This window comes from Stenotrophomonas sp. Ste86, from assembly GCF_024519465.1.
Lineage (GTDB): Bacteria > Pseudomonadota > Gammaproteobacteria > Xanthomonadales > Xanthomonadaceae > Stenotrophomonas.
Genome location: NZ_JALJRW010000007.1, coordinates 1 through 19943 on the forward strand (window position 1 = coordinate 1; position 19943 = coordinate 19943).

Sequence of the window (19943 nt, forward strand, 5' to 3'; positions counted from 1 at the left end):
CCGGCACGCAGCGTGCGCTGGCAGGTTCATGAGGTTGCCGGCCAGCGGCCGGCACGCGGCGTGCGCTGAGAGGTTCATGAGGTTGCCGGCCAGCGGCCGGCACGCAGCGTGCGCTGGCAGGTTCATGAGGTTGCCGGCCAGCGGCCGGCACTACGGCTGGTATTGCTTGCGTGCGTTGGCGATGACTGCTTTGACCAGCGCGCGGTCGGTGTGCCGCGAGATGGCTTGCGCGCCCAGTTCGATGGCGTGGGCACGCAGCGGGGCGGGCACGTCGTAGTGGGCGCCGCTGGGTCGGTTCTGGAACGCCCGGCGGGGAATCCCGAGCTGCGCCGCCATGGCGTGCAGCTCGGGCAGGGTGTCGGCCATCAGATGCGCCCAGCGCTCGCCGCGCCAGGGATGGACCGCATCGTCGATATAGACCGTCACCGGATCGCCGTGGCTCAGGCCTGCGGCTTGTCGTCGCTGGCGGCCGGGGCGGTTTCGGCTGCGGCGTCGGTGCCGGCCTCGTCCACGATCTGCGCGTCTTCGGCGGTGTCTTCGGCGTCGTCGCCTTCTTCGCCTTCCACGCCTTCGAACTCGGAGACCAGCTGGGCCAGGTACTCGTCGGCGGTCTTGCCTTCGTCGGCGGCCAGGTCATCGATCAGCTGCTGCAGCTGGCTCGAGTATTCCAGGTTGACCTTGCGGCCTTCCTTTTCCTGCACGTTGGACAGGTGCTTGAGCATGGCCAGCATCGGCACCGGGTTGTCGGCGTTGCCCATGGTCTGGCCGCCGATGGCCAGCAGCCATTCGGTGCCCTGCAGGCCGATCGCGGCGACGACCTGACCCTCTTCGTTGGTTAGCACGGCATGGTTCTGCACCGGCTGCTGGGCGTTGAGGCGGTTGATCGGGCGCTTGGGCTGCTGCTTCTTGCGCTTGTCGCGCTTGGCCTTGGACTGCTTGGACATGGTGGCGTCTATCTACACAGGGAAAGACCGCCATTGTAATGGGGTTGGCCGCTGCCGTCGGCCCGCCCCTGCGGACAGGCTCCACACAGGCACGCGCGGCGCGGACGGCCCGCCCACGCAGGACCCGCCGGTAGGGTCGGGTCGCAGCCGACTGCCGATGGACCGCCCACGCCCGGGAACGCATGACCTCGAAACGATATGGCGCCCGGAACCGGCCGCTGCGTTGAGGGTCATGCCACATCGAACGTTGCCAACCGGCGTGCAGTCGGCCGGGGCGCGACCTACCAAGGCACGTGCTTCTCGTCCGGTAGTGCGGGGCCAACAGCGCCAGGCGTGCATGGCCCGACCATTCGGGCGTCCGACCGGCCCGCCGTCCATCCGAACGGCTGACCAGCTGCCCCCGCCCGGCTCCCTTCCGTCAGGGTGACCCCGCCGGTGCCTGCGCCGCCTGGATGTCCGGGTCGGCAGCGGTCGGCGACAGCGCCAGTTCCTGTCCGGCACCGGCCAACGCAGCGGCTTCGGCGGCCTTGGTCATCACCACGATGCTGATGCGGCGGTTGATCGGATTGTCCGGATGGGTCTTGTCGAACAACACCGAGGAGGACAGCCCGACCACGCGGGTCACCTTCTCCTCGGTCATGCCACCGTCGAGCAGGGCGCGACGGGCCGCGTTGGCGCGGTCGGCGCTGAGTTCCCAGTTGCTGTAGCCGTGCACGGCGTTGTAGGCGGTGGTGTCGGTGTGGCCGGTGATGCTGATCCGGTTCGGCACGTGGTTGATGAACTGCGACAGCTCGCGCAGGATGTCGCGCGTGTACGGCTTGAGCGCGGCGCTGCCCATGTCGAACATCGGCCGGTTCTGCTTGTCCACGATCTGGATGCGCAGGCCTTCCGGGGTGAGGTCCAGCAGCAACTGGTCCTTGAACGGTTCCAGCGCCTGGCTCTTGCTGATCGCTTCTTCCAGTTCCTGCTTGAGCGCCTCCAGCTGCTGCTTCTCGCGCTCGCGCTCGGTCTGCGGCACCGGCTTGGCCGCCTGCTGGTTCTGGAACGGGTCGTTGCTGTTGCCCCTCGAAATGTCGGTGGCGCCGCCCAGTTTGATCATCGAGGTGCTGGCGCCGCCGGGGCCGGCCATGCCTGGCGCGGCAGTCGGACTTTGCCCCGCCAGCGGGCTGGGGTTGCGGAAGTACTCGGAAATGGCCGCGCGCTCGGGCTTGGTGGTGGCCGCCATCAGCCACAGCACCAGGAAGAAGGCCATCATCGCGGTGACGAAGTCGGCGTAGGCAACCTTCCAGGCGCCGCCATGATGGGCGGCGTGGCCGGCCTTCCTGACCCGGCGGACGATGACGGTGGGTTTGTTCTCGGCCATGGCGGTGCCTTACTTGACCGTCTTGAGGTGCTGTTCGAATTCGCTGAAACCCGGGCGCACGTTCGAGGGCAGGGTCTTGCGGGCGAATTCGAGGGCGATCTTCGGGTTGTAGCCGCGCAGGCAGGCCAGCAGGGCGGTCTTGACCGACTCGTAGATGCGGCTGTCCTGTTCGGCGCGCGCCTCCACGGCCGCGGCCAGCGGGCTGACGAAGCCGTAGGCCAGCAGGATGCCCAGGAAGGTACCGACCAGCGCGCCGGCCACGTGCGCGCCGACCTCGGTGATCTCACCGCCGATCGAGCCCATGGTGATCACGATGCCCAGCACCGCGGCCACGATGCCGAAACCGGGCAGGCCGTCGGACACCTTGTTCAGCACCGCCGAGGGCTGCATGGCTTCGGCGTGGTGCTTTTCCAGCTCCATCTCCAGCAGCGGCTCCAGCTCGTGCGGCTCGATGTTGCTGCCGATCATCAGGCGCAGGCAATCGGTGATGAAGTCGACCAGGTGGTGGTCGGCCTGCACCTTGGGGTAGTTGGCGAAGATGCTGCTTTCGGCCGGGCGTTCGACATGGTCTTCCAGCGCCATGAAGCCCTCGCGGCGGGCCTTGTTGAGCAGTTCGTAGAGCAGGCTCAGGACGTCGATGTAGTCCTGCTGCTTGTAGGCCGGGCCCTTGAACACGCCGATGGTGGCCTGCAGGGTCTGCTTGACGGTCTTGACCGGGGTCCCCACCAGGAACGCACCCAGCGCCGCGCCGCCGATGATGACCAGTTCGTACGGTTGCCACAGGGCGGCCAGCTTGCCGTGCGCGCCGAGGTAGCCGCCGAGCACGCTGATGATGACGATGAGGAATCCAACGAAGATGAGCATGGGGCCGGCGCGGAGTAGGGGATACCTCCATGTCGGCCCGTCCCCCGGTTTTCTGAAGGGGGCGTTTGTTCGATGTCACACTTTTGCGACGCCGATGTGCGGACCTGCGGCCCGCACCCACCGGTCCGGGCCGGTCGCTTCAGTCCGCCGCCCGCGACGTCAACCCGCGGGCTGGGCCTCGGCGCCGCCGCGCTGCAATGGGTCCGGGTAGGGTTCGCCATTGGGGGTGAACGACAGCGAGACCGAATTCAGGCAATGCCGCTCGTGGGTCGGTGGTGGACCATCGGGGAACACATGGCCGAGATGGCTGTCACATCGCGCGCAGACGATCTCGGTACGGATCATGCCGTGGCTGATGTCGCGGATCTCGCGCACATGCGCCGGGTCGAACGGGGCGAAGAAGCTCGGCCAGCCGGTCCCGGAGTCGAACTTGGTGCTGGAACGGAACAGCGGCAGCCCGCACAGGCGGCAGCCATAGACGCCGTCCTGCTTGTTGTCCAGGAACACGCCGCAGTAAGGCGCCTCGGTGCCGTGCTGGAGCAGCACCCGGCGCTCATCGGCGCTGAGACCGGCCACCAGGGCCTGGCGCTGGGCGTCGCTGGGGGGAGAGAGATCGAAGGCGGTCATGGCGGTTCCTCGCGGGGGTGGGTTCAAGATTGGGCCGGCGGCGGGCGCTTCAACCCGCGCGGCCTTGATCGGCGATGTTCATGGTGCTGATACCCGCGTGGGTGCAAGGTGGAGTCCTGATCCTCGCTGGAGCCTGCCATGTCCCGCCACCCCTGCCTCGCCGCTGCGCTGCTGGTGCTGTTGCCGGCCGCGGCCATGGGGCAGATCGGGCCGCCGCCGAGCCCGACCAAGACCCGCCCCGTGGTGGTCACCCAGCCCACCCCCACGCCGCTGCCCACGCCGGTGCGTCCGGCCCCGGTCGACAGCCTGTCCGGGCAGATGGCGCCGGTGAAGTCCGACAGCCAGGTCCAGCAGCAGCTGCGGACCCATCCGATCCAGGCCCAGGGCGACGGCCCGGCCCAGCCGATCCAGGGCCCGACCCTGCAGCCCAAGGTGTACGACCGCCACGGCCGCATCATTCCCGGTGCCAAGCAGGTCGGCTCCAACCGCGTGCTCGATACCCGCACCGGCCGGTATTACGACGCCATCCCCAGCGGCAACGGCCAGCAGATCAAGCCGTAACGGCCGGGGGGACGACCCACAGTCGACTGCACGTGGCGATGCAGCGTTCGATGCCAGCATGACCTCACGCGCGGCGCGCCATCGATGAACGCTCCACAACCGCGCCCCGCAGTCATGTGCATCAACGATTGCGCTCACTGTTTTTTCGCCTGCGATTAACCGTTTTTCCGCAACCCTGTGCGTGCGCCGGAACGCGGCGTATTCCAAGGTTTTTCAGAAGAGTGCAATCATGACCAACCAGCAGAACCAGAAGGGCGGGAAGATGCCGCAGCAGGAACAGCAGGGCAGTCAGCAGCAGCACCAGAAGGCCGGCCAGCAGAACCAGCAGCAGTGGGACCAGCAGAACCAGAAGGGCGGCAAGCAGCCGGACCAGCGCAGCCCCGGTTCCAAACAGCAGCGCTGACGCGCGCGTCATTCCACGACCCGAGGCGGTGCGCGCAAGCGCGCCGCCTTTCGCGTTTGGTGACCGCCCAGCTCAATCCGGAATCGGCAACATCAACGTTTCCTTGACCTCTTCCATCACGATGTAGCTCTTGGATTCGCGCACGTGCGGCAAGGTCAGCAGCGTGCTGCCGAGCAGCTTGCGGTAGGACGCCATCTCGCTGATGCGGGCCTTGAGCAGGTAGTCGAAATCGCCCGAGACCAGGTGGCATTCCAGCACGTTGGGCAACTTCAACGCGGCGCGGCGGAACTCCTCGAAAATGTCGCCGGACTTGTAGGCCAGGCTGATCTCCACGAACACCAGCAGGCTGGCCTTGAGGTAGTGCGGATCGAGCTTGGCGTAGTAGCCGGTGATGGCGCCATCGCGCTCCAGGCGGCGTACCCGCTCGGTGCAGGGCGTGGTCGACAGGCCGACCCGTTCGCCCAGCTCGGTGAAGGAGATCCGGCCCTCGGCCTGCAGGATGCGCAGGATCTTGCGGTCGATCTTGTCCAGCTCGCGGGGGCGCACGGCCATTGGCGTCATCCAGGCATGGGGGTTGGCAGGACAATACCCTGCCATCGCTGCTAAAAACAGGCGAAAAGCTGGGTTTGGCCGGAATATACTTCCGTAAATATGGTCCCGGCACGCTCCAGTGCAGGGAATGATCGGGTTGGAGAAGCAGCATGCGCGTTCTAGTCCTTGGCAGCGGCGTCATCGGCACCACCAGTGCCTGGTACCTGCGGCAGGCCGGGTTTGAAGTCACGGTCGTGGACCGCCAGCCCGGTCCGGCGCTGGAAACCAGTTTCGCCAACGCCGGCCAGCTGTCGTTCGGGTACACCTCGCCGTGGGCCGCCCCCGGCGTGCCGCTGAAGGCGGTCAAGTGGTTGTTCTCCGAACACGCCCCGCTGGCGATCCGGCCCGGCCTGGATTGGCGCCAGTACGCGTGGCTGGCGCAGATGCTGCGCAACTGCACCCACGAGCGCTACGCGATCAACAAGGCGCGCATGGTGCGCATGTCCGAATACAGCCGCGACTGCCTGAACGAGCTGCGCCGCGAGACCGGCATCGAATTCGAAGGCCGCGACCTGGGCACCACCCAGCTGTTCCGCACCCAACAGCAGCTGGACGCCTCGGCGCAGGACATCGAAGTGCTGGCCCAGTACGGCGTGCCCTACAAGGTGCTCGACCGCGAGGGCATCATCGCCCACGAGCCGGCGCTGGCCGGGGTGGCCGACAAACTGGTCGGCGCGCTGTGGTTGCCGCGCGACCAGACCGGCGACTGCCAGCTGTTCACCCGTCGCCTGGCGCAGATGTGCGTCGATGCCGGGGTTGAGTTCCGCTTCGACCAGGACATCGCCGGCCTGCAGACCGATGGTGACCGCATCACCGGGGTGCGCATCGACGGCAAGCTGGAAACCGCCGACCGCTACGTGGTCGCGCTCGGCAGCTATTCGCCCTCGCTGGTGGACCCGCTGGGCCTGCGCCTGCCGGTGTACCCGCTCAAGGGCTACTCGCTGACCCTGCCGATCACCGACGCGTCGATGGCCCCGACCTCGACCATCCTGGACGAAAGCTACAAGGTGGCCGTGACCCGCTTCGACGACCGCATCCGCGTCGGTGGCATGGCCGAAGTGGGCGGGTTCGACCTGTCGCTGTCGCCGCGCCGCCGCGCCACCCTGGAAAAGGTGGTGGGCGATCTGTACCCGCACGGCGGCGACCTGTCGCGCGCCGAGTTCTGGACCGGGCTGCGCCCGGCCACCCCCGATGGCACGCCGGTGATCGGCGCCACCCCGTACCGCAACCTGTTCCTCAACACCGGCCACGGCACGTTGGGCTGGACCATGGCCTGCGGTTCGGGCCGTTACCTGGCCGACCTGATGAGCGCGCGCCAGCCGCAGATCAGCACCGAAGGCCTGGATATCTTCCGTTACGGCCATACCGCCGCATCCGTTGTTCATAGTGAGCCCAAAGCATGCGCCCAGCCCGCGCGTTGATCGACCTGGACGCGTTGCGCGCCAATTTCCGCCTCGCCCGTGACCTCGGCGGTGGCCGCAAGACGCTCGCCGCGATCAAGGCCGATGCCTACGGGCACGGTGCCATCGCGTGCGCGCGCGCGCTGCAGGGCGAGGCCGACGCGTTCGGCGTGGCCTGCATCGAAGAGGCGCTGGAACTGCGCCAAGCCGGCATCACCACGCCGATCGTGCTGCTGGAAGGGTTCTTCGATGCCGACGAGCTGCCGCTGATCGTGCAGCACAACCTGTGGTTCGCCGTCGGTGCGCCGTGGCAGGTCGATGCGGTGGCCGCGTTCGACACCGATGCCACGCTGCATATCTGGCTGAAGCTGGACAGCGGCATGCATCGTCTCGGCCTGTCGCCGGCCGATTTCCGCACCGCGCACGCGCGCCTGAGCGCGCTGCCGCAGGTCGGGCCGATGGTGCTGATGAGCCACATGGCGCGTGCCGATGAACTGGACAGCCCGCGTACCCGCGAGCAGGCCGACACCTTCGCCGCGGCGATCGAAGGCCTGGCGGGCGAAACAAGCCTGTGCAACTCACCGGCGCTGCTGGGCTGGCCGGACGTGCGCAGCGACTGGGTGCGCCCGGGCCTGATGCTGTACGGGGCCAATCCGCTGCCCACGCACTCGACGTTGACCGAGCGCCTGCGCCCGGTGATGACCATGCAGTCGAAGATCTTCGCCGTGCGCGAGATCGGTATCGGCGAGCCGGTCGGCTATGGCGCGCGCTTCGTTGCGCAGCGTCCGACCCGGGTGGGCGTGGTGGCGCTCGGTTATGCCGATGGCTACCCGCAGTTCGCGCCCAATGGCACGCCGGTGGTGATCGACGGCCACGCGGCCACGCTGATCGGGCGGGTATCGATGGACATGCTCACCGTGGATATCACCGACCTGCCGCAGGCCGGGGTGGGCAGCACCGTCACCTTGTGGGGCCAATCGCCGCGTTTGGATGTGCTGGCGCCGCTGTGCGGGGTCAGTGCGTACCAGCTGCCGTGTGCGGTCAAGCGGGTGCCGCACGTCCTGCAAGGGTGAGAACCGGGTAGAGCCACGCCCTGCGTGGCTGGGCACCGTCAGCGCCACGCATGGCTTGGCGTTACGCAATCCGGGTCAGTTGCTGGCGGTGGCCGGGGCGCGCAGGTCGCGCTGGGCCCAGTCGTCCAGCAGCCGCTTCTCGTAGCGCAGCGGATCGGTATCGCGCTGCATGCCGATGTTGTGCAGGTAGCCGGTGTCGGACAGCTTGCGCTCGGCCTCGGCCAGCACCTGGCCCTGGGCGTCACGCAGGGTATAGCTGAGCGTGATCCGCGGCGGGTAGACGTCGCGCAGGATGCGGATATCGGTGCCGCGCGGTCCGTGCCAGGGCTCGTAGTCGCCGGCGCGCTTGATGTCGGTGATGGTCACCTCCAGGGTCTGCCCTGGCTGCAACTGCTTGCCGGCGGTCTTCTGCGCGTACTGCGCCAACTGCTGCACCCAGTCGCCGCGCTCGGCCTCGAAGCGGTTGCTGCTCTGGCGGATTTCGGTGAACTGGGCCGGGTCGGTCCAGCTGACCTTGACCGGGCCATCGCCGCTCAAGGCACGCGGTGCCTGGGGATCGGTGACCGAACGCGGGGCCGCGCTGGCGCAGCCGATCACCAGCAGGCAGGTCAACAGTCCGGCTACCAAAGGTTTGCGGTTCATGGCGACTCCTCGATCACGATCACAGACGGATCCGGGCTTGAGTGTGTTCCTGTTCGCCGGGTGGGACAATCGACACGCCCCCTGCCGCAGCCCCCGGTTGCCGCGAATTCACCTACGTCAGAACCCGAACCCGCTTGACCCCGCGCTTGACGCTACGAATACGCGGTCTGGAAGATGCTGTATACCTCCGTTTCGCCAGTTGCCCCATTGACGCCTTTGTCCAGCCTGCCCACTTCCACCCTTGAACGTTCCCCTTTCATGACGCCTGCGGCAGATTCCGGCCTATACCGGAGCATGCTGGAGCAGATGAATGCCGGCTTCTGCGTGATCGAGGTGTTGTTTGAGGACAAGATCGCCGTCGATTACCGGTTTTTGGAGTTCAACGAGGCGTTCGAGCGAAATACAGGGCTGATCGGCGTACTTGGGCAGCGCGTCACCGAGGTGGTGCCGGGGCACGAAACCGAATGGTTCGAGGTCTATGGTGAGGTTGCCGCGACCGGCCAACCCCAGCAGTTCGAGCAGGAAGCGCGTGCGCTGGGACGCTGGTATTCGGTCGAAGCGGTGCGCGTCGGCGCCCCGGGCGACAACCAGGTGGCGGTGGTGTTCTTCGACATCACCAGCCGCAAGCAGATCGAAGTGGAACTGGCCGAAAGCGAAGCGCGTTTCAGTGCCCTGGCCGACGGGTTGCCGATGCCGGTGTGGGTGCTGGACGAGCTGGGCCACGCCCGGTTCGTCAACAGCGCGTTCACCGAGTTCTTCGGTGGCGACGAGCGCGTACCCGAAGCGGTCTGGCAGGGCCTGGTGCATCCCGACGATGCGTCGGTGTTCGACTACGAACTGCAGGAAGCGCTGAAAGCGCAGCGCTCGATGCACGCGCTGGTACGCGGCCGCCGCGCGGATGGGCAGTGGCGCTGGCTGGAAATGAACGCGCGTCCGCGCTTCTCGCGGATGGGCCGGTTCATCGGCCTGGCCGGCAGCAGCCCGGATGTGACCGAGCGCCGCGAAATCGAGATGGCACGCGAGGAGCTGCTGCAGTCCGAGCGCGCCGCACGCAGTGCCGCCGAGAACATGGCGCGGTTGAAGGACGAGTTCCTGGCCACGCTGTCGCACGAACTGCGTACCCCGCTGACCACCATCCTGGGCTGGAGCGAACTGCTGCTGCAGCGGGTGGACAACACCAGCCCGCTGTTCAAGGGCCTGGGCGTCATTGCCAACAGCGCGATGGCGCAGAAGCGCCTGATCTCGGACATGCTCGACCTCAGCAGCATGCTGCTGGGCAAGGTCCAGCTGGAAGTGGAAGTGCTGGACCTGCGCACCCAGCTGACCGAGGCGATGGGTGCCCAGGAGCTGGTCGCCGAGGGCAAGGCACTGCAGATGAGCCTGGTGCTGCCCGAGGAACCGGCGCTGGTCCTGGGCGATGCCACCCGGCTGCAGCAGGTGCTGTGGAACCTGCTCTCCAATGCGATCAAGTTCACCCCGGCCGAGGGCACCGTCACGGTGACCCTGCGCGCCGATGGCGGCCACTGGTCGATCAGCGTGGCCGACTCCGGCGACGGCATCGCCCCCGAATTCCTGCGTCACCTGTTCAGCCGCTTCCGCCAAGCCGATGGCACCACCACGCGGCGTCATGGTGGGCTGGGACTGGGGCTGGCGATCGCCCAGCAGCTGGTTGAACTGCACGGCGGCGCGGTATCGGCCGCCAGCGAAGGCCCTGGCCAGGGCGCCACGTTCACCGTGCGCTTGCCGCACTACCAGCCGCAGGCCGATGGTCGCCCGCTGCGCGAGGTGTTCAGCGGGCCGATCGGCGAACAGATCATCGAGCCGTATCCGCTCAAGGGCCTGCGCCTGCTGGCGGTGGAAGACCAACCCGAAGTGCTGGAGTACCTGCGCCGGCTGCTGGAGGAGCAGGGCGCGGAAGTCACCGCAGCGACTTCGGCCGGTGAAGCGCTGGCGCTGCTCGACCAGGGCGGCCACACCGGCATCGACGTGCTGCTGACCGATATCGGCATGCCCGGCATGGACGGTTACGGCCTGGTGCGGACCCTGCGCGAAGACATCGGCGTGGAAGCGGACGCGTTGCCCGCCGTGGCGGTGACGGCGCTGGCCCGCGCCGATGACCGCAAGCGCGCGTTGGCCTCGGGCTTCCAGGAGCACGTGGCCAAGCCGTATTCGGTGGCCCAACTCGTCTCGGCCGTGCGCAGCGTGCTCGGCAACCAGCGACGTGCCTTGCCGGACCGTTGACGTCGGCATGCCCACAATCGACCGGGTACGCCACAGGAGTCCACATGTCCCGTTACGCCCCCACCATCCACACCGATCCGGCGCGGATCGCCGCCCTTGAAGCACTGTTGCCGCAGCTGCACGGTCAAACCCGGGTCGAAGTGACCCTCGACGATGGCAGCCGCGTGCTGGGCACGGTCGCGGTGCAGCCGACGCTTCAGCAGTACCGCGACGCCGACGAGAACGAGGGCAGCAACGGCCAGCTGCGTCTGGACGACCTGGATACCCCGGTGCAGCAGCACCTGGTGTGGCTGGACCGGATCGCGGCGATCCGGCAGTTGCCGCCGGTGGAATGACGGGCGGCAAGCTGCCTGGACGGATCCGGCTCGAATACGCCGGATCAGACGGGCCGGCTCAGTGCTGGAACACCTCCGGCTCGGCCTCGAACCGGCGGGCGTAAGCGCGTTCGTCGGCCACCCGCGCCACCTCGTCATCGGCCATGTCCGGCGCGCCGTATACCGCATAGGCCACGCTGCCGTCGGCCTGCTTGCCCACCTGGTGCAGGCGGTAGCGCGAGTGGCCGCCGCCGCTGTCCTGCGGGTAATGCACTGGCGGCTGCGCGCCCTCCATGTCCATCTCGCTGTTGTCGACTACGCCACCGACAAACAATGCACGCATGAGCCATCTCCATCGCAAGTGAGCCTCCACCCTGACGGTTGGGATGTTGGCAGGGGATCAACGCGGCGTTGAATAAACGCAAATCGGCGCGGGACGGGGCCGATCCGGGCGAACCGGTAGAATGGCCGTCTCCTTTCAAGATGTGCCTCCCGATGGCTGCCCAGCACGACGCTCCCCTGGAAACCCTGTTCCTGCCGTTCGCCAGTGGCGTGCTGTCCTGGCCCGCCGGCCCGGTGCTGTTCCTGCGCGCCCGCGATGGCTGGCCGCTGCGCGAGCATGCCCAGCCGGGCCAGCTGGTCTGCGAGCAGAGCTTCCGACCGTTCGCCGACGCGCTGGAAGCCAGCGGCTGGACCGTGCGCGACGAGCAGCAGCTGGCCAGCGACACCACCCGCTACGCCGTGGTGCTGGTGTTGCCGCCGCGCCAGCGCGAGGAAGCCCGGGCCCTGTTCGCCCGGGCGCTGGCCCTGACCGCGCCGGGTGGCGTGGTGGTGGCCTGCCAGCACAACAATGAAGGCGCGCGCTCCGGTGAAGGCGACCTGCAGCAGCTGGCCGGCCTGGGCGGCAAGCTGACCAAGAACCACTGCCGCGCCTACTGGACCGCGCCGCTGAACGGCCAGCACGACGCCGCGCTGGCCCAGCGCTGGGCGACCCTGGACGCGCCGCGGGCGATCCTGGGCGGCCGCTTCCAGAGCCGTCCGGGCATCTTCGCCTGGGACCGCATCGACCCGGCCTCGGCGCTGCTGGTGGAGCAGCTGCCGGCCGACCTGGCCGGCCGAGGCGCCGACCTGGGCGCCGGCTTTGGCTACCTGTCGGCCGAAGTGCTGGCGCGCTGCCCGGGCGTGACCGGGCTGGACCTGTTCGAGGCCGAAGGCCGCGCGCTGGCGCTGGCGCGCGAGAACCTGTCCGCGCTGAACAAGCCCGCGGCGCTGGCCTACCACTGGCAGGACGTCACCGCCGGCATCGAAGGCCAGTACGACTTCATCGTCACCAACCCGCCGTTCCACACCCCCTCGCGTGCCGACCGCCCCGACATCGGTCAGCGTTTCATCGCCGTGGCCGCGCAGGCGCTGCGCCCGGGTGGGCGGATGTGGCTGGTGGCCAACCGCCACCTGCCGTACGAGCAGATCCTCAACGACAGCTTCGGCCAGGTCCGCGTGGCCGCCGAACGTGACGGCTTCAAGCTGATCCAGGCGACCAAGGCCAAGGACACCGGCCGCACCCGCGAGCCGACCCGGGTCAAGGACAGCCCGCGCGGCCGCAACTGGGACCGTGCATGAAGCTGGTCAAGCTTCTGGCCAACCTCGGCTATGGCAGCCGCAAGCAGGTGCAGGGGATGTTCCGCGCCGGCCTGGTCACCGATGCCGACGGCGAGGTGCTGTATGCCGATGACGTGATCGCGCACGAGGCGATCCGGGTCGAGGGCGAGCCGCTGGACCCCCCGCAGGGGCTGACCCTGATGCTGCACAAGCCGCGCGGTTACACCTGTTCGACCAAGGACAAGGGTCGGTTGATCTACGACCTGCTGCCGCCGCGGTATCGCGAGCGCGCGCCGGTGCTGTCCTCGGTGGGTCGGCTGGACCGGGACACCAGCGGCATGCTCCTGATGACCGATGACGGCGCGCTGCTGCACCGGATCGTGTCGCCCAAATCGCGCCTGGACAAGGCCTATGAAGTGACCTTGGCCGAAGACCTGCGCGGCGATGAAACCGCGCGCTTTGCCAGTGGCGGCCTGCTGCTGGAATCGGACGACAAGCCGCTGCTGCCGGCCGAGCTGCATGTAAACGGCCCGCGCCAGGCGCAACTGGTGCTGCATGAAGGCCGCTACCACCAGGCGCGGCGGATGTTCGCTGCGGTCGGCAACCATGTCGAGGCGCTGCACCGCAGCCGTATTGGTGGGTTGTCGCTGGACGGGCTGGAAGAAGGCCAGTGGCGCACCTTGGATGCTGCCGACCTGGAAACCCTGTTCGACGTGCCATGAGCCCGATCGCTGCGCTGCCGTTCCTGCCTGACGCGGTCATCTTCGACATGGATGGGTTGATGATCGACAGCGAGCGGGTGTCGGTCGAGTGCTGGTCCCAGGCCGCGCAGGAACGGGGGCTACCGTTCGAAGACGGCTTCTGGCTGCGCATGGTCGGGCTGGGCGATCGCGACTGCGAACGCCTGCTGCTGGAGCGCATCGATGCGGACCAGGTGGCGGCGCTGTTCGCGCGCTGCCACGACCTTTACGAACAACGCACGCACGCCGGGCTGCCGTTGCGGCCGGGCATCCTGGAACTGCTGCAGCTGTTGCGCGAGCACGACGTGCCGCGCGCGGTGGCGACCTCGACGCGGCAGCCGCGGGCATCGCGCAAGTTGGCGGCGTCCGGGTTGCTGGATTTCTTCGACGTGGTGGTGACCAGCAGCGACGTCGCCCATCCCAAGCCGGCGCCGGACATCTACCTGCTAGCTGCGCAGAAACTGGGCAAGGTGCCGGCGCGCTGCCTGGCGCTGGAAGATTCGCCGGCGGGCATCCGTGCGGCGGTGGGCGCGGGCATGACCGCGATCCAGGTGCCCGACCTGGTCCATCCCGACGAGGAACTGCGCGCGCTGGGCCACCGCATCGTCGGTTCGCTGGTAGACGCGCACGCGCTGCTGCTGCCGCATCTACGGTAGAGCCGAGCCACGCTCGGCTGCCTTTCCTGCCGGCATCATGACCGCCGGACCGAGCGCGACGGGCAGAAGCTGCGCCGGCAACGCCGATGGCGGTTTGATGAATGGTGGCTTCGGATGCGTATGCCGCGCTGCGCGCGGTTGCCGAGCATGGCTCGGCACTACCGGTCACGCGTGGTGCGGGATTACCGGCGTGTGATCGGTCCACGCGTGGTGCGCGATTGCCGGCGCGCGATCAGGTCGGGTGGCCTGATCACGCATCGGTAGAGCCGAGCCATGCTCGGCTGCTGTTCCTGCCGGGATCATGACCGCCAGACCGAGCGCGACGGGCAGAAGCTACGCCGGCAACGCCGGGTGGCGGTTTGACGGATCTTGGCTTCGGATGCGTAGGCCGCGCTGCGCGCGGTTGCCGAGCATGGCTCGGCACTACCGGTCACGCGTGATGCGGGATTACCGGCGCGCGATCCGGTCACGCGTGGTGCGGCCGGCGCGCGATCAGGTCAGGTGGCCTGATCACGCATCGGTAGAGCCGAGCCATGCTCGGCTGCTGTTCCTGCCGGGATCATGACCGCCAGACCGAGCGCGACGGGCAGAAGCTACGCCGGCAACGCCGGGTGGCGGTTTGACGGATCTTGGCTTCGGATGCGTAGGCCGCGCTGCGCGCGGTTGCCGAGCATGGCTCGGCACTACCGGTCACGCGTGATGCGGGATTACCGGCGCGCGATCCGGTCACGCGTGGTGCGGCCGGCGCGCGATCAGGTCAGGTGGCCTGATCACGCATCGGTAGAGCCGAGCCATGCTCGGCTGCTGTTCCTGCCGGGATCATGACCGCCGGACCGAGCGCGACGGGCAGAAGCTGCGCCGGCAACGCCGATGGCGGGTTGATGGATGGTGGCCTCGGATGCGTGTGCCGCGCTGCGCGCGGTTGCCGAGCATGGCTCGGCACTACCGGTCCACGCGTGATGCGGGATTACCAGCGCGTGATCGGTCCACGCGTGATGCGGGATTGCCGGCGCGTGATCGGTCCACGCGTGATGCGGGATTACCGGCGCGCGATCCGTCCACGCGTGGTGCGGGATTACCGGCGCGCGATCCGTCCACACGTGGTGCGGGATTGCCGGCGCGTGATCCGTCCACGCGTGGTGCGGAATTGCCCGCACGGCATCCGGTCATGTGGCCTGCAGCGGAACGTTTCGGTAGAGCCGAGCCATGCTCGGCTGCCTTTCCTGCCCGAAGCACGACCGCCGGACCCAAGGCAAAAAGCCCGGCGCAGTGGCCGGGCTTTTTCATCACTGCATCAATCGCGCATCACACCCGGCCGAAGACCAGCGCCGCGTTGGTGCCGCCGAAACCGAAGCTGTTGGACATCACCGTGTTCAACTGCGCATCCTGGCTCTGGCGCACGATCGGGAAGCCCTCCACCAGCGGATCGAGCTCGCCGATGTTGGCCGAGCCGGCGATGAAACCGTCGCGCATCATCAGCAGGCAGTAGATCGCTTCGTGCACGCTTGCCGCACCCAGCGAATGGCCGGAAAGCGCCTTGGTCGAGGACAGCGGCGGGATCGCTTCGCCGAACACTTCGCGCACCGCCTTCAGCTCGGTGACATCGCCCAGCGGGGTCGAGGTGCCGTGCGTGTTGAGGTAGTCGATCGGGCCGGACAGGTTGGCCATCGCCATGTTCATGCAGCGCACCGCGCCTTCACCGGACGGGGCCACCATGTCGGCGCCATCGGAGGTGACACCGTAGCCGACCAGCTCGGCGTAGATGCGTGCGCCACGGGCCACGGCGTGGTCGTAATCTTCCAGCACCAGCATGCCGCCACCACCGGCGATGACGAAGCCATCGCGGTCCTTGTCGTACGGGCGCGAGGCCGAGGCAGGGGTCTCGTTGAAGCGGGTGGACAGCGCGCCCATGGCGTCGAACATCACACTCATCGACCAGTGCAGGTCTTCACCACCACCGGCGAACATCACGTCCTGGGCGCCGTGGCGGATCAGGTCGGCGGCCGCGCCGATGCAATGGGCGGAGGTCGCGCAGGCCGCGGACAGCGAGTAGCTCAGGCCCTTGATCTGGAACGCGGTGGCCAGGCACGCCGACACCGTGGAGCACATCGTGCGCGGGACCATGTACGGGCCGACCTTGCGCACGCCACGCGCGCGCAGGATGTCGGCCGATTCGACCTGCCACTGGCTGGAACCGCCGCCCGAGCCGGCGATCAGGCCGGTGCGCGGGTTGGCGACCTGCGCCGCGTCCAGACCGGCATCGGCGATCGCATCGCGCATGGCGATGTAGGCATAGGCCGAGGCATCGCTCATGAAGCGTTTGAGCTTGCGGTCGATCTGCGCGTCCAGGTCCAGTTCGATGTTGCCGCCGACGTGGCTGCGCAGGCCGGCTTCGGCATGGTCAGGCAGGTTGCGGATGCCGGGACGGCCTTCACGCAGTGCGGCGGACACGGTGTCCAGATCGTTGCCCAGGCACGAGGTGATGCCCATTCCGGTAATGACGACGCGACGCATCAGAAGTTCTCGGTGGAGGTGAACAGACCTACGCGGAGGTCTTTGGCGGAATAGATTTCACGGCCGTCCACCAGCATGCGGGCGTCGGCCTGGGCCATCACCAGCTTGCGGTTGATGACGCGGGTGATGTCGATTTCATAGCTCACCAGCTTCGCTTCGGGCAGCACCTGTCCGGTGAACTTCACTTCACCGCAGCCCAGGGCGCGGCCGCGGCCGGGGGCGCCGAGCCAGGTGAGGTAAAAACCGGTGAGCTGCCACATGGCATCCAGGCCGAGGCAGCCGGGCATGACCGGGTCGCCGATGAAATGGCAGCCGAAGAACCACAGGTCCGGGCGGATATCCAGTTCGGCGCGCACCAGTCCCTTGCCGTGTGGGCCGCCGTCGTCGCGGATGTCGGTGATGCGATCGAACATCAGCATCGGATCGTTGGGCAGGCGACCGCTGCCCGGGCCGAACAGTTCACCGCGGGCGCTGGCCAGCAGTTGTTCGCGCGAGAACGCGTGGAGACGAGTCATGGAAAGCGCAATCCTGGAGAAGTTGCCATCGGGTAAAGCCGGCCGTGGGTCGGCTATGTTGCTGGGATACAAGTGCGCAAGAGTGCAGAGGAAAAGCGATTCAATCAAACGTTTTAACCGTACGCTGGCGTAGTGTTTTCAGCTTGAAAACCGCATGTTGTTGTTATGAAAAGACCATACTCAGGCGTGTGGCTGTAATCTTGTTCATCTAGCAATCCGCTTCCAGGTCCGAGTCTTCCCGCCGTGTCGGTTCTGCGCAAAATCATTCATGTGGACATGGACGCGTTTTACGCGTCGGTGGAGCAGCGCGACGATCCGTCGCTGCGCGGGCGGCCGGTGGTGGTGGCGTGGAAGGGCGCGCGCTCGGTGGTATGCGCGGCATCGTACGAGGCGCGGGTGTTCGGGATCCGCTCGGCGATGCCGGCGCTGCGTGCGGAGCGGTTGTGTCCGGATGCGGTGTTCGTGCCGCCGGATTTCGTGCGTTACAAGGCGGTGTCGCGGCAGGTGCGGGAGATTTTCCTGCGGCACACGGATCTGGTGGAGCCGCTGTCGCTGGATGAGGCCTACCTGGATGTGACGGTGCACAAGGGCGGGATGACGGTGGCCACCGAGATTGCCGAGATAATCCGTGCGCAGATCCGCGAGGAGACGCAGTTGACGGCGTCGGCGGGGATCGCGCCGAACAAGTTCCTGGCGAAGATCGCGTCGGACTGGCGCAAGCCGGACGGTCAGTTCGTGGTGCCGCCGCATCGGGTGGAGCGGTTTTTGACGCCGTTGCCGGTGAACCGGGTGCCGGGGGTGGGCAAGGTGATGGCGGGCAAGCTGGCGGAGTTGGGGATCGCGACGGTGGGCGATCTGCGCGCGCTGCCGCTGGAGGTGCTGGAGAGCCGCTTCGGGACATTCGGTGCGCGGTTGTACAGTCGCGCGCGGGGGATCGATGAGCGTGCGGTGGAGCCGGACCAGCCGGTGCAGTCGATTTCGTCGGAGGATACGTTCGCCGAGGATCTGCCGTTGGAGGCGCTTGAGGCGGCGATCATTGAGCTGGCGGGGAAGACGTGGCACGCGACGCGTAAGACCGAGCGGGTGGGGCATACGGTGGTGCTGAAGTTGAAGACGTCGCAGTTCCGGATCATCACGCGCAGTTTTACGCCGGAGTCGCCGCCGGAGTCGATGGAGGAGTTGCGGGATATCGCGCTGGCGTTGCGGGCGCGGGTGGATCTGCCGGCGGAGACGCGGTATCGGTTGGTGGGGGTGGGACTGGGGGGATTCCGGGAGCGCGAGGCGGTGAGCCAGCCGGGGCTGTTTGATCATCTGGATGATTATTGAGCTCAGAAGCCGTCGTGTCCTTGTGCCGACTGTTTGGGCGGCGTGGGTGGGTCTGCGGGACACGCCGTGAAGCCATCCCTGGAGGCTCGCGTGCGCCATCCATGGCGCACGACGGTCCCGCAGCCCCACCCACGCCACCCTTCGATACCGTGTCGGTGGGCAGGGGAAGTGCAACTGCCACTGCAACTGCAAGGAGCATTACTCTGTTTTGCGGCGCGGCATTTTGCTTCACGGCGGGGTTGGATCCGGATCGACCGCCGACCGAGCTTCATCATCTGGTGGGGGCATGACCTGCGAATGATGCGATGCCTCATTGCTGGCATTTTGCTTCGCAATCGGTTCGTATCCCAATCGACCAACGACCGTGTTTCAACATCCGGTGGTGGCATGACCCACGAACAACATCCCGCGTCACCACTACGACATTTCATGACCGCGATAGGGTCGCATCCCGATCGACTGCTGGCTGTGTTTCAACATCCGGTGGTGGCATGGCAAACGAACAACATCCCGCGTCACCACGACGACAGTGCATGACCACGGTAGGGTCGCATCCCGATCGACCGCTGGCCGTGTTTCAACATCCGGTGATGGCATGACCCACGACCAACGCGGGGTTTCTGCACCACCTCAATGCACCGTTACGGCCACTGCATTTCACCCTTGGCGACCTTGGCACTCACCTCCAACGAACTGACGCCCTGCAGGGTGGGGTAGCGTTTTTTCATCGCGGCAATCAACGCATCGGCGTTGCGGCTGCGTGCGGTTTCTTCGTCGAAGGCGCGGAGGTAGGCGGCGGTGAAATCGATGGCGCTGCTGTCCAGTGTCGCGCCGCTGGCGTAGTGGCCGGGGATGACGCGGGTGGGTTTGAGGGCCTTGATGGTGGCCAGGGTGGTGAGCCAATCGGCATGCGACTGCGCGCTCTGGGTGTCGGCCATCCAGACATGTTCGCCGGCGACTATGGGAATGCCGCCGAGGACGGTGCGCAGGGCGGGTATCCAGACGACCGTGCGGTCCGGGGTCGGGCCGTCGAGGCCGATGATCCGCAGTGGCTGGCCTTCGAGGGTGAGGGTGTTGCCGTCCAGGACCTGCGGGATGACGATGCGTGCGGGTTTGTCAGCGCCCATCTGCGGTCCCCAGTAGGCGAGTTTCCCAACCTGGGTGGCGGCGATGTGGGCGACGGTCTGCGCGGTAGCGACGATGCGGGCGTCGGGGAAGGCGTCCTGCAGGGTGGCCAGGCCGAAATAGAAGTCCGGGTCGCCGTGGCTGATGTAGATGGTGGTCAGGCGCTTGCCGGAGGCGCGGATGCGCTGGACCAGTTGGGCGGCGTCGGAGGCAGCGAACTGGGCGTCGATCAGCACGGCGTCGTGCTGGCCGGTGATCAGGTTGGAGGCCACCGAGAACAGCGCCTCGTTACCGGGATGGTAGGGCTGCACGTGCAGTGCATGCGCCTGGACGGCGGCAGGGGCGGCCTGGCTGGCGGCGGGTGCAGTCACGCCAAGCGCCGTGCCGATGGCCAGCGCAAGCGCCAAGGTGGTGCGCGGGAAGTTCGGCATTTCACTAATTCCTG

The 19943-nt window shown here is 67.4% G+C and carries 22 protein-coding genes; 11 read left to right on the plus strand and 11 right to left on the minus strand.

Going from position 1 to position 19943, the window contains the following annotated elements; all coding sequences use genetic code 11:
* Positions 1-150: 150 nt before the first annotated feature.
* The 5 genes from NR101_RS08665 to msrB all read right to left on the minus strand — a co-directional run bounded on the left by NR101_RS08665 (position 151) and on the right by msrB (position 3798).
* Positions 151-426: a DUF4031 domain-containing protein gene (locus tag NR101_RS08665; protein WP_256775143.1), complete on the minus strand. Its 276-nt coding sequence runs from the start codon at positions 424-426 to the stop codon at positions 151-153.
* A 14-nt stretch (positions 427-440) separates the two neighbouring features.
* Positions 441-944 carry a hypothetical protein gene (locus tag NR101_RS08670; RefSeq protein ID WP_256775144.1) on the minus strand — a complete coding sequence of 168 codons (504 nt, stop codon included), beginning with the start codon at positions 942-944 and terminating at the stop codon, positions 441-443.
* 418 nt (positions 945-1362) lie between these two features.
* Positions 1363-2307 carry a flagellar motor protein MotB gene (gene motB, locus NR101_RS08675; protein ID WP_256775145.1) on the minus strand — a complete coding sequence of 315 codons (945 nt, stop codon included), beginning with the start codon at positions 2305-2307 and terminating at the stop codon, positions 1363-1365.
* A 9-nt stretch (positions 2308-2316) separates the two neighbouring features.
* On the minus strand, positions 2317-3171 hold the full coding sequence (motA, locus tag NR101_RS08680; protein ID WP_256775146.1) for a flagellar motor stator protein MotA: 855 nt from the start codon (positions 3169-3171) through the stop codon (positions 2317-2319).
* Between the two features lie 159 nt (positions 3172-3330).
* Positions 3331-3798, minus strand: a complete 468-nt coding sequence (gene msrB, locus NR101_RS08685) for a peptide-methionine (R)-S-oxide reductase MsrB (protein WP_256775147.1) — start codon at positions 3796-3798, stop codon at positions 3331-3333.
* 138 nt (positions 3799-3936) lie between these two features.
* Between msrB and NR101_RS08690 the strand changes: the two genes are divergently transcribed.
* Together NR101_RS08690 and NR101_RS08695 are read left to right on the plus strand one after the other, a co-directional pair.
* Complete coding sequence (locus tag NR101_RS08690; RefSeq protein WP_256775148.1) at positions 3937-4359, plus strand: classical arabinogalactan protein 4; 423 nt, start codon at positions 3937-3939, stop codon at positions 4357-4359.
* Between the two features lie 229 nt (positions 4360-4588).
* Positions 4589-4762, plus strand: a complete 174-nt coding sequence (locus tag NR101_RS08695) for a lana protein (protein WP_256775149.1) — start codon at positions 4589-4591, stop codon at positions 4760-4762.
* A gap of 72 nt (positions 4763-4834) precedes the next feature.
* Here NR101_RS08695 and NR101_RS08700 read toward each other — a convergent pair whose 3' ends face one another.
* Positions 4835-5314, minus strand: a complete 480-nt coding sequence (locus NR101_RS08700; RefSeq protein ID WP_256775150.1) for an Lrp/AsnC ligand binding domain-containing protein — start codon at positions 5312-5314, stop codon at positions 4835-4837.
* A gap of 149 nt (positions 5315-5463) precedes the next feature.
* Here NR101_RS08700 and NR101_RS08705 point away from each other — a divergent pair, with 149 nt between their 5' ends.
* Together NR101_RS08705 and alr are read left to right on the plus strand one after the other, a co-directional pair.
* The gene (locus NR101_RS08705) at positions 5464-6774 is read left to right on the plus strand and encodes a D-amino acid dehydrogenase (protein WP_256775151.1); all 1311 of its coding nucleotides are present in this window, start codon (positions 5464-5466) and stop codon (positions 6772-6774) included.
* The gene (gene alr, locus NR101_RS08710) at positions 6753-7826 is read left to right on the plus strand and encodes an alanine racemase (RefSeq protein WP_256775152.1); all 1074 of its coding nucleotides are present in this window, start codon (positions 6753-6755) and stop codon (positions 7824-7826) included. Before NR101_RS08705 ends, alr begins: the two co-directional genes overlap by 22 nt.
* A gap of 75 nt (positions 7827-7901) precedes the next feature.
* Here the strand turns inward: alr and NR101_RS08715 are convergent, their stop codons facing one another.
* The gene (locus tag NR101_RS08715; RefSeq protein ID WP_256775153.1) at positions 7902-8468 is read right to left on the minus strand and encodes a DUF3016 domain-containing protein; all 567 of its coding nucleotides are present in this window, start codon (positions 8466-8468) and stop codon (positions 7902-7904) included.
* Between the two features lie 258 nt (positions 8469-8726).
* On the opposite strand from NR101_RS08715, the gene NR101_RS08720 reads away from it, so the two are divergent.
* Together NR101_RS08720 and NR101_RS08725 are read left to right on the plus strand one after the other, a co-directional pair.
* Positions 8727-10709 (plus strand): PAS domain-containing sensor histidine kinase, encoded by a 1983-nt coding sequence (locus NR101_RS08720; RefSeq protein WP_256775154.1) that lies wholly within the window; start codon positions 8727-8729, stop codon positions 10707-10709.
* A gap of 44 nt (positions 10710-10753) precedes the next feature.
* The gene (locus NR101_RS08725; RefSeq protein ID WP_256775155.1) at positions 10754-11044 is read left to right on the plus strand and encodes a DUF3247 family protein; all 291 of its coding nucleotides are present in this window, start codon (positions 10754-10756) and stop codon (positions 11042-11044) included.
* A 58-nt stretch (positions 11045-11102) separates the two neighbouring features.
* Here the strand turns inward: NR101_RS08725 and NR101_RS08730 are convergent, their stop codons facing one another.
* Entirely contained in the window at positions 11103-11366 is a 264-nt protein-coding gene (locus tag NR101_RS08730) for a hypothetical protein (protein ID WP_256775156.1), read from the minus strand.
* 152 nt (positions 11367-11518) lie between these two features.
* Between NR101_RS08730 and NR101_RS08735 the strand changes: the two genes are divergently transcribed.
* The 3 genes from NR101_RS08735 to NR101_RS08745 are packed head-to-tail and all read left to right on the plus strand — an operon-like array spanning position 11519 to position 14018.
* Positions 11519-12643 carry a class I SAM-dependent methyltransferase gene (locus tag NR101_RS08735; RefSeq protein ID WP_256775157.1) on the plus strand — a complete coding sequence of 375 codons (1125 nt, stop codon included), beginning with the start codon at positions 11519-11521 and terminating at the stop codon, positions 12641-12643.
* Positions 12640-13344 carry a pseudouridine synthase gene (locus NR101_RS08740; protein ID WP_256775158.1) on the plus strand — a complete coding sequence of 235 codons (705 nt, stop codon included), beginning with the start codon at positions 12640-12642 and terminating at the stop codon, positions 13342-13344. The genes NR101_RS08735 and NR101_RS08740 overlap by 4 nt, the downstream gene beginning before the upstream one ends.
* A complete protein-coding gene (locus NR101_RS08745; protein WP_256775159.1) occupies positions 13341-14018 on the plus strand; it encodes an HAD family phosphatase in 678 nt (225 codons plus the stop codon). The genes NR101_RS08740 and NR101_RS08745 overlap by 4 nt, the downstream gene beginning before the upstream one ends.
* A 1305-nt stretch (positions 14019-15323) precedes the next feature.
* Here the strand turns inward: NR101_RS08745 and fabB are convergent.
* Complete coding sequence (gene fabB, locus NR101_RS08750) at positions 15324-16532, minus strand: beta-ketoacyl-ACP synthase I (RefSeq protein WP_256775160.1); 1209 nt, start codon at positions 16530-16532, stop codon at positions 15324-15326.
* A complete protein-coding gene (fabA, locus tag NR101_RS08755) occupies positions 16532-17047 on the minus strand; it encodes a 3-hydroxyacyl-[acyl-carrier-protein] dehydratase FabA (protein WP_038690696.1) in 516 nt (171 codons plus the stop codon). The genes fabB and fabA overlap by 1 nt, the downstream gene beginning before the upstream one ends.
* Positions 17048-17290: 243 nt before the next feature.
* Between fabA and dinB the strand changes: the two genes are divergently transcribed.
* Together dinB and NR101_RS08765 are read left to right on the plus strand one after the other, a co-directional pair.
* Positions 17291-18373 (plus strand): DNA polymerase IV, encoded by a 1083-nt coding sequence (gene dinB, locus NR101_RS08760; RefSeq protein WP_256775161.1) that lies wholly within the window; start codon positions 17291-17293, stop codon positions 18371-18373.
* Between the two features lie 168 nt (positions 18374-18541).
* A complete protein-coding gene (locus NR101_RS08765; protein WP_256775162.1) occupies positions 18542-18910 on the plus strand; it encodes a hypothetical protein in 369 nt (122 codons plus the stop codon).
* A gap of 104 nt (positions 18911-19014) precedes the next feature.
* Here NR101_RS08765 and NR101_RS08770 read toward each other — a convergent pair whose 3' ends face one another.
* Positions 19015-19929: an MBL fold metallo-hydrolase gene (locus tag NR101_RS08770; RefSeq protein ID WP_256775163.1), complete on the minus strand. Its 915-nt coding sequence runs from the start codon at positions 19927-19929 to the stop codon at positions 19015-19017.
* Positions 19930-19943 lie beyond the last annotated feature (14 nt).

What these genes read in the sequence shown, in the direction of transcription:
- NR101_RS08705 (WP_256775151.1), top strand. Translation starts at nt 5,464, where the DNA reads ATGCGCGTTCTAGTCCTTGGCAGCGGCGTCATCGGCACCACCAGTGCC.
- NR101_RS08730 (WP_256775156.1), bottom strand. Translation starts at nt 11,366, where the DNA reads ATGCGTGCATTGTTTGTCGGTGGCGTAGTCGACAACAGCGAGATGGAC.
- alr (WP_256775152.1), top strand. Translation starts at nt 6,753, where the DNA reads ATGCGCCCAGCCCGCGCGTTGATCGACCTGGACGCGTTGCGCGCCAAT.
- fabB (WP_256775160.1), bottom strand. Translation starts at nt 16,532, where the DNA reads ATGCGTCGCGTCGTCATTACCGGAATGGGCATCACCTCGTGCCTGGGC.
- NR101_RS08770 (WP_256775163.1), bottom strand. Translation starts at nt 19,929, where the DNA reads ATGCCGAACTTCCCGCGCACCACCTTGGCGCTTGCGCTGGCCATCGGC.
- motB (WP_256775145.1), bottom strand. Translation starts at nt 2,307, where the DNA reads ATGGCCGAGAACAAACCCACCGTCATCGTCCGCCGGGTCAGGAAGGCC.
- NR101_RS08725 (WP_256775155.1), top strand. Translation starts at nt 10,754, where the DNA reads ATGTCCCGTTACGCCCCCACCATCCACACCGATCCGGCGCGGATCGCC.
- NR101_RS08745 (WP_256775159.1), top strand. Translation starts at nt 13,341, where the DNA reads ATGAGCCCGATCGCTGCGCTGCCGTTCCTGCCTGACGCGGTCATCTTC.
- NR101_RS08740 (WP_256775158.1), top strand. Translation starts at nt 12,640, where the DNA reads ATGAAGCTGGTCAAGCTTCTGGCCAACCTCGGCTATGGCAGCCGCAAG.
- fabA (WP_038690696.1), bottom strand. Translation starts at nt 17,047, where the DNA reads ATGACTCGTCTCCACGCGTTCTCGCGCGAACAACTGCTGGCCAGCGCC.
- NR101_RS08670 (WP_256775144.1), bottom strand. Translation starts at nt 944, where the DNA reads ATGTCCAAGCAGTCCAAGGCCAAGCGCGACAAGCGCAAGAAGCAGCAG.
- NR101_RS08700 (WP_256775150.1), bottom strand. Translation starts at nt 5,314, where the DNA reads ATGGCCGTGCGCCCCCGCGAGCTGGACAAGATCGACCGCAAGATCCTG.
- NR101_RS08715 (WP_256775153.1), bottom strand. Translation starts at nt 8,468, where the DNA reads ATGAACCGCAAACCTTTGGTAGCCGGACTGTTGACCTGCCTGCTGGTG.
- NR101_RS08690 (WP_256775148.1), top strand. Translation starts at nt 3,937, where the DNA reads ATGTCCCGCCACCCCTGCCTCGCCGCTGCGCTGCTGGTGCTGTTGCCG.
- NR101_RS08720 (WP_256775154.1), top strand. Translation starts at nt 8,727, where the DNA reads ATGACGCCTGCGGCAGATTCCGGCCTATACCGGAGCATGCTGGAGCAG.
- NR101_RS08735 (WP_256775157.1), top strand. Translation starts at nt 11,519, where the DNA reads ATGGCTGCCCAGCACGACGCTCCCCTGGAAACCCTGTTCCTGCCGTTC.
- NR101_RS08695 (WP_256775149.1), top strand. Translation starts at nt 4,589, where the DNA reads ATGACCAACCAGCAGAACCAGAAGGGCGGGAAGATGCCGCAGCAGGAA.
- msrB (WP_256775147.1), bottom strand. Translation starts at nt 3,798, where the DNA reads ATGACCGCCTTCGATCTCTCTCCCCCCAGCGACGCCCAGCGCCAGGCC.
- motA (WP_256775146.1), bottom strand. Translation starts at nt 3,171, where the DNA reads ATGCTCATCTTCGTTGGATTCCTCATCGTCATCATCAGCGTGCTCGGC.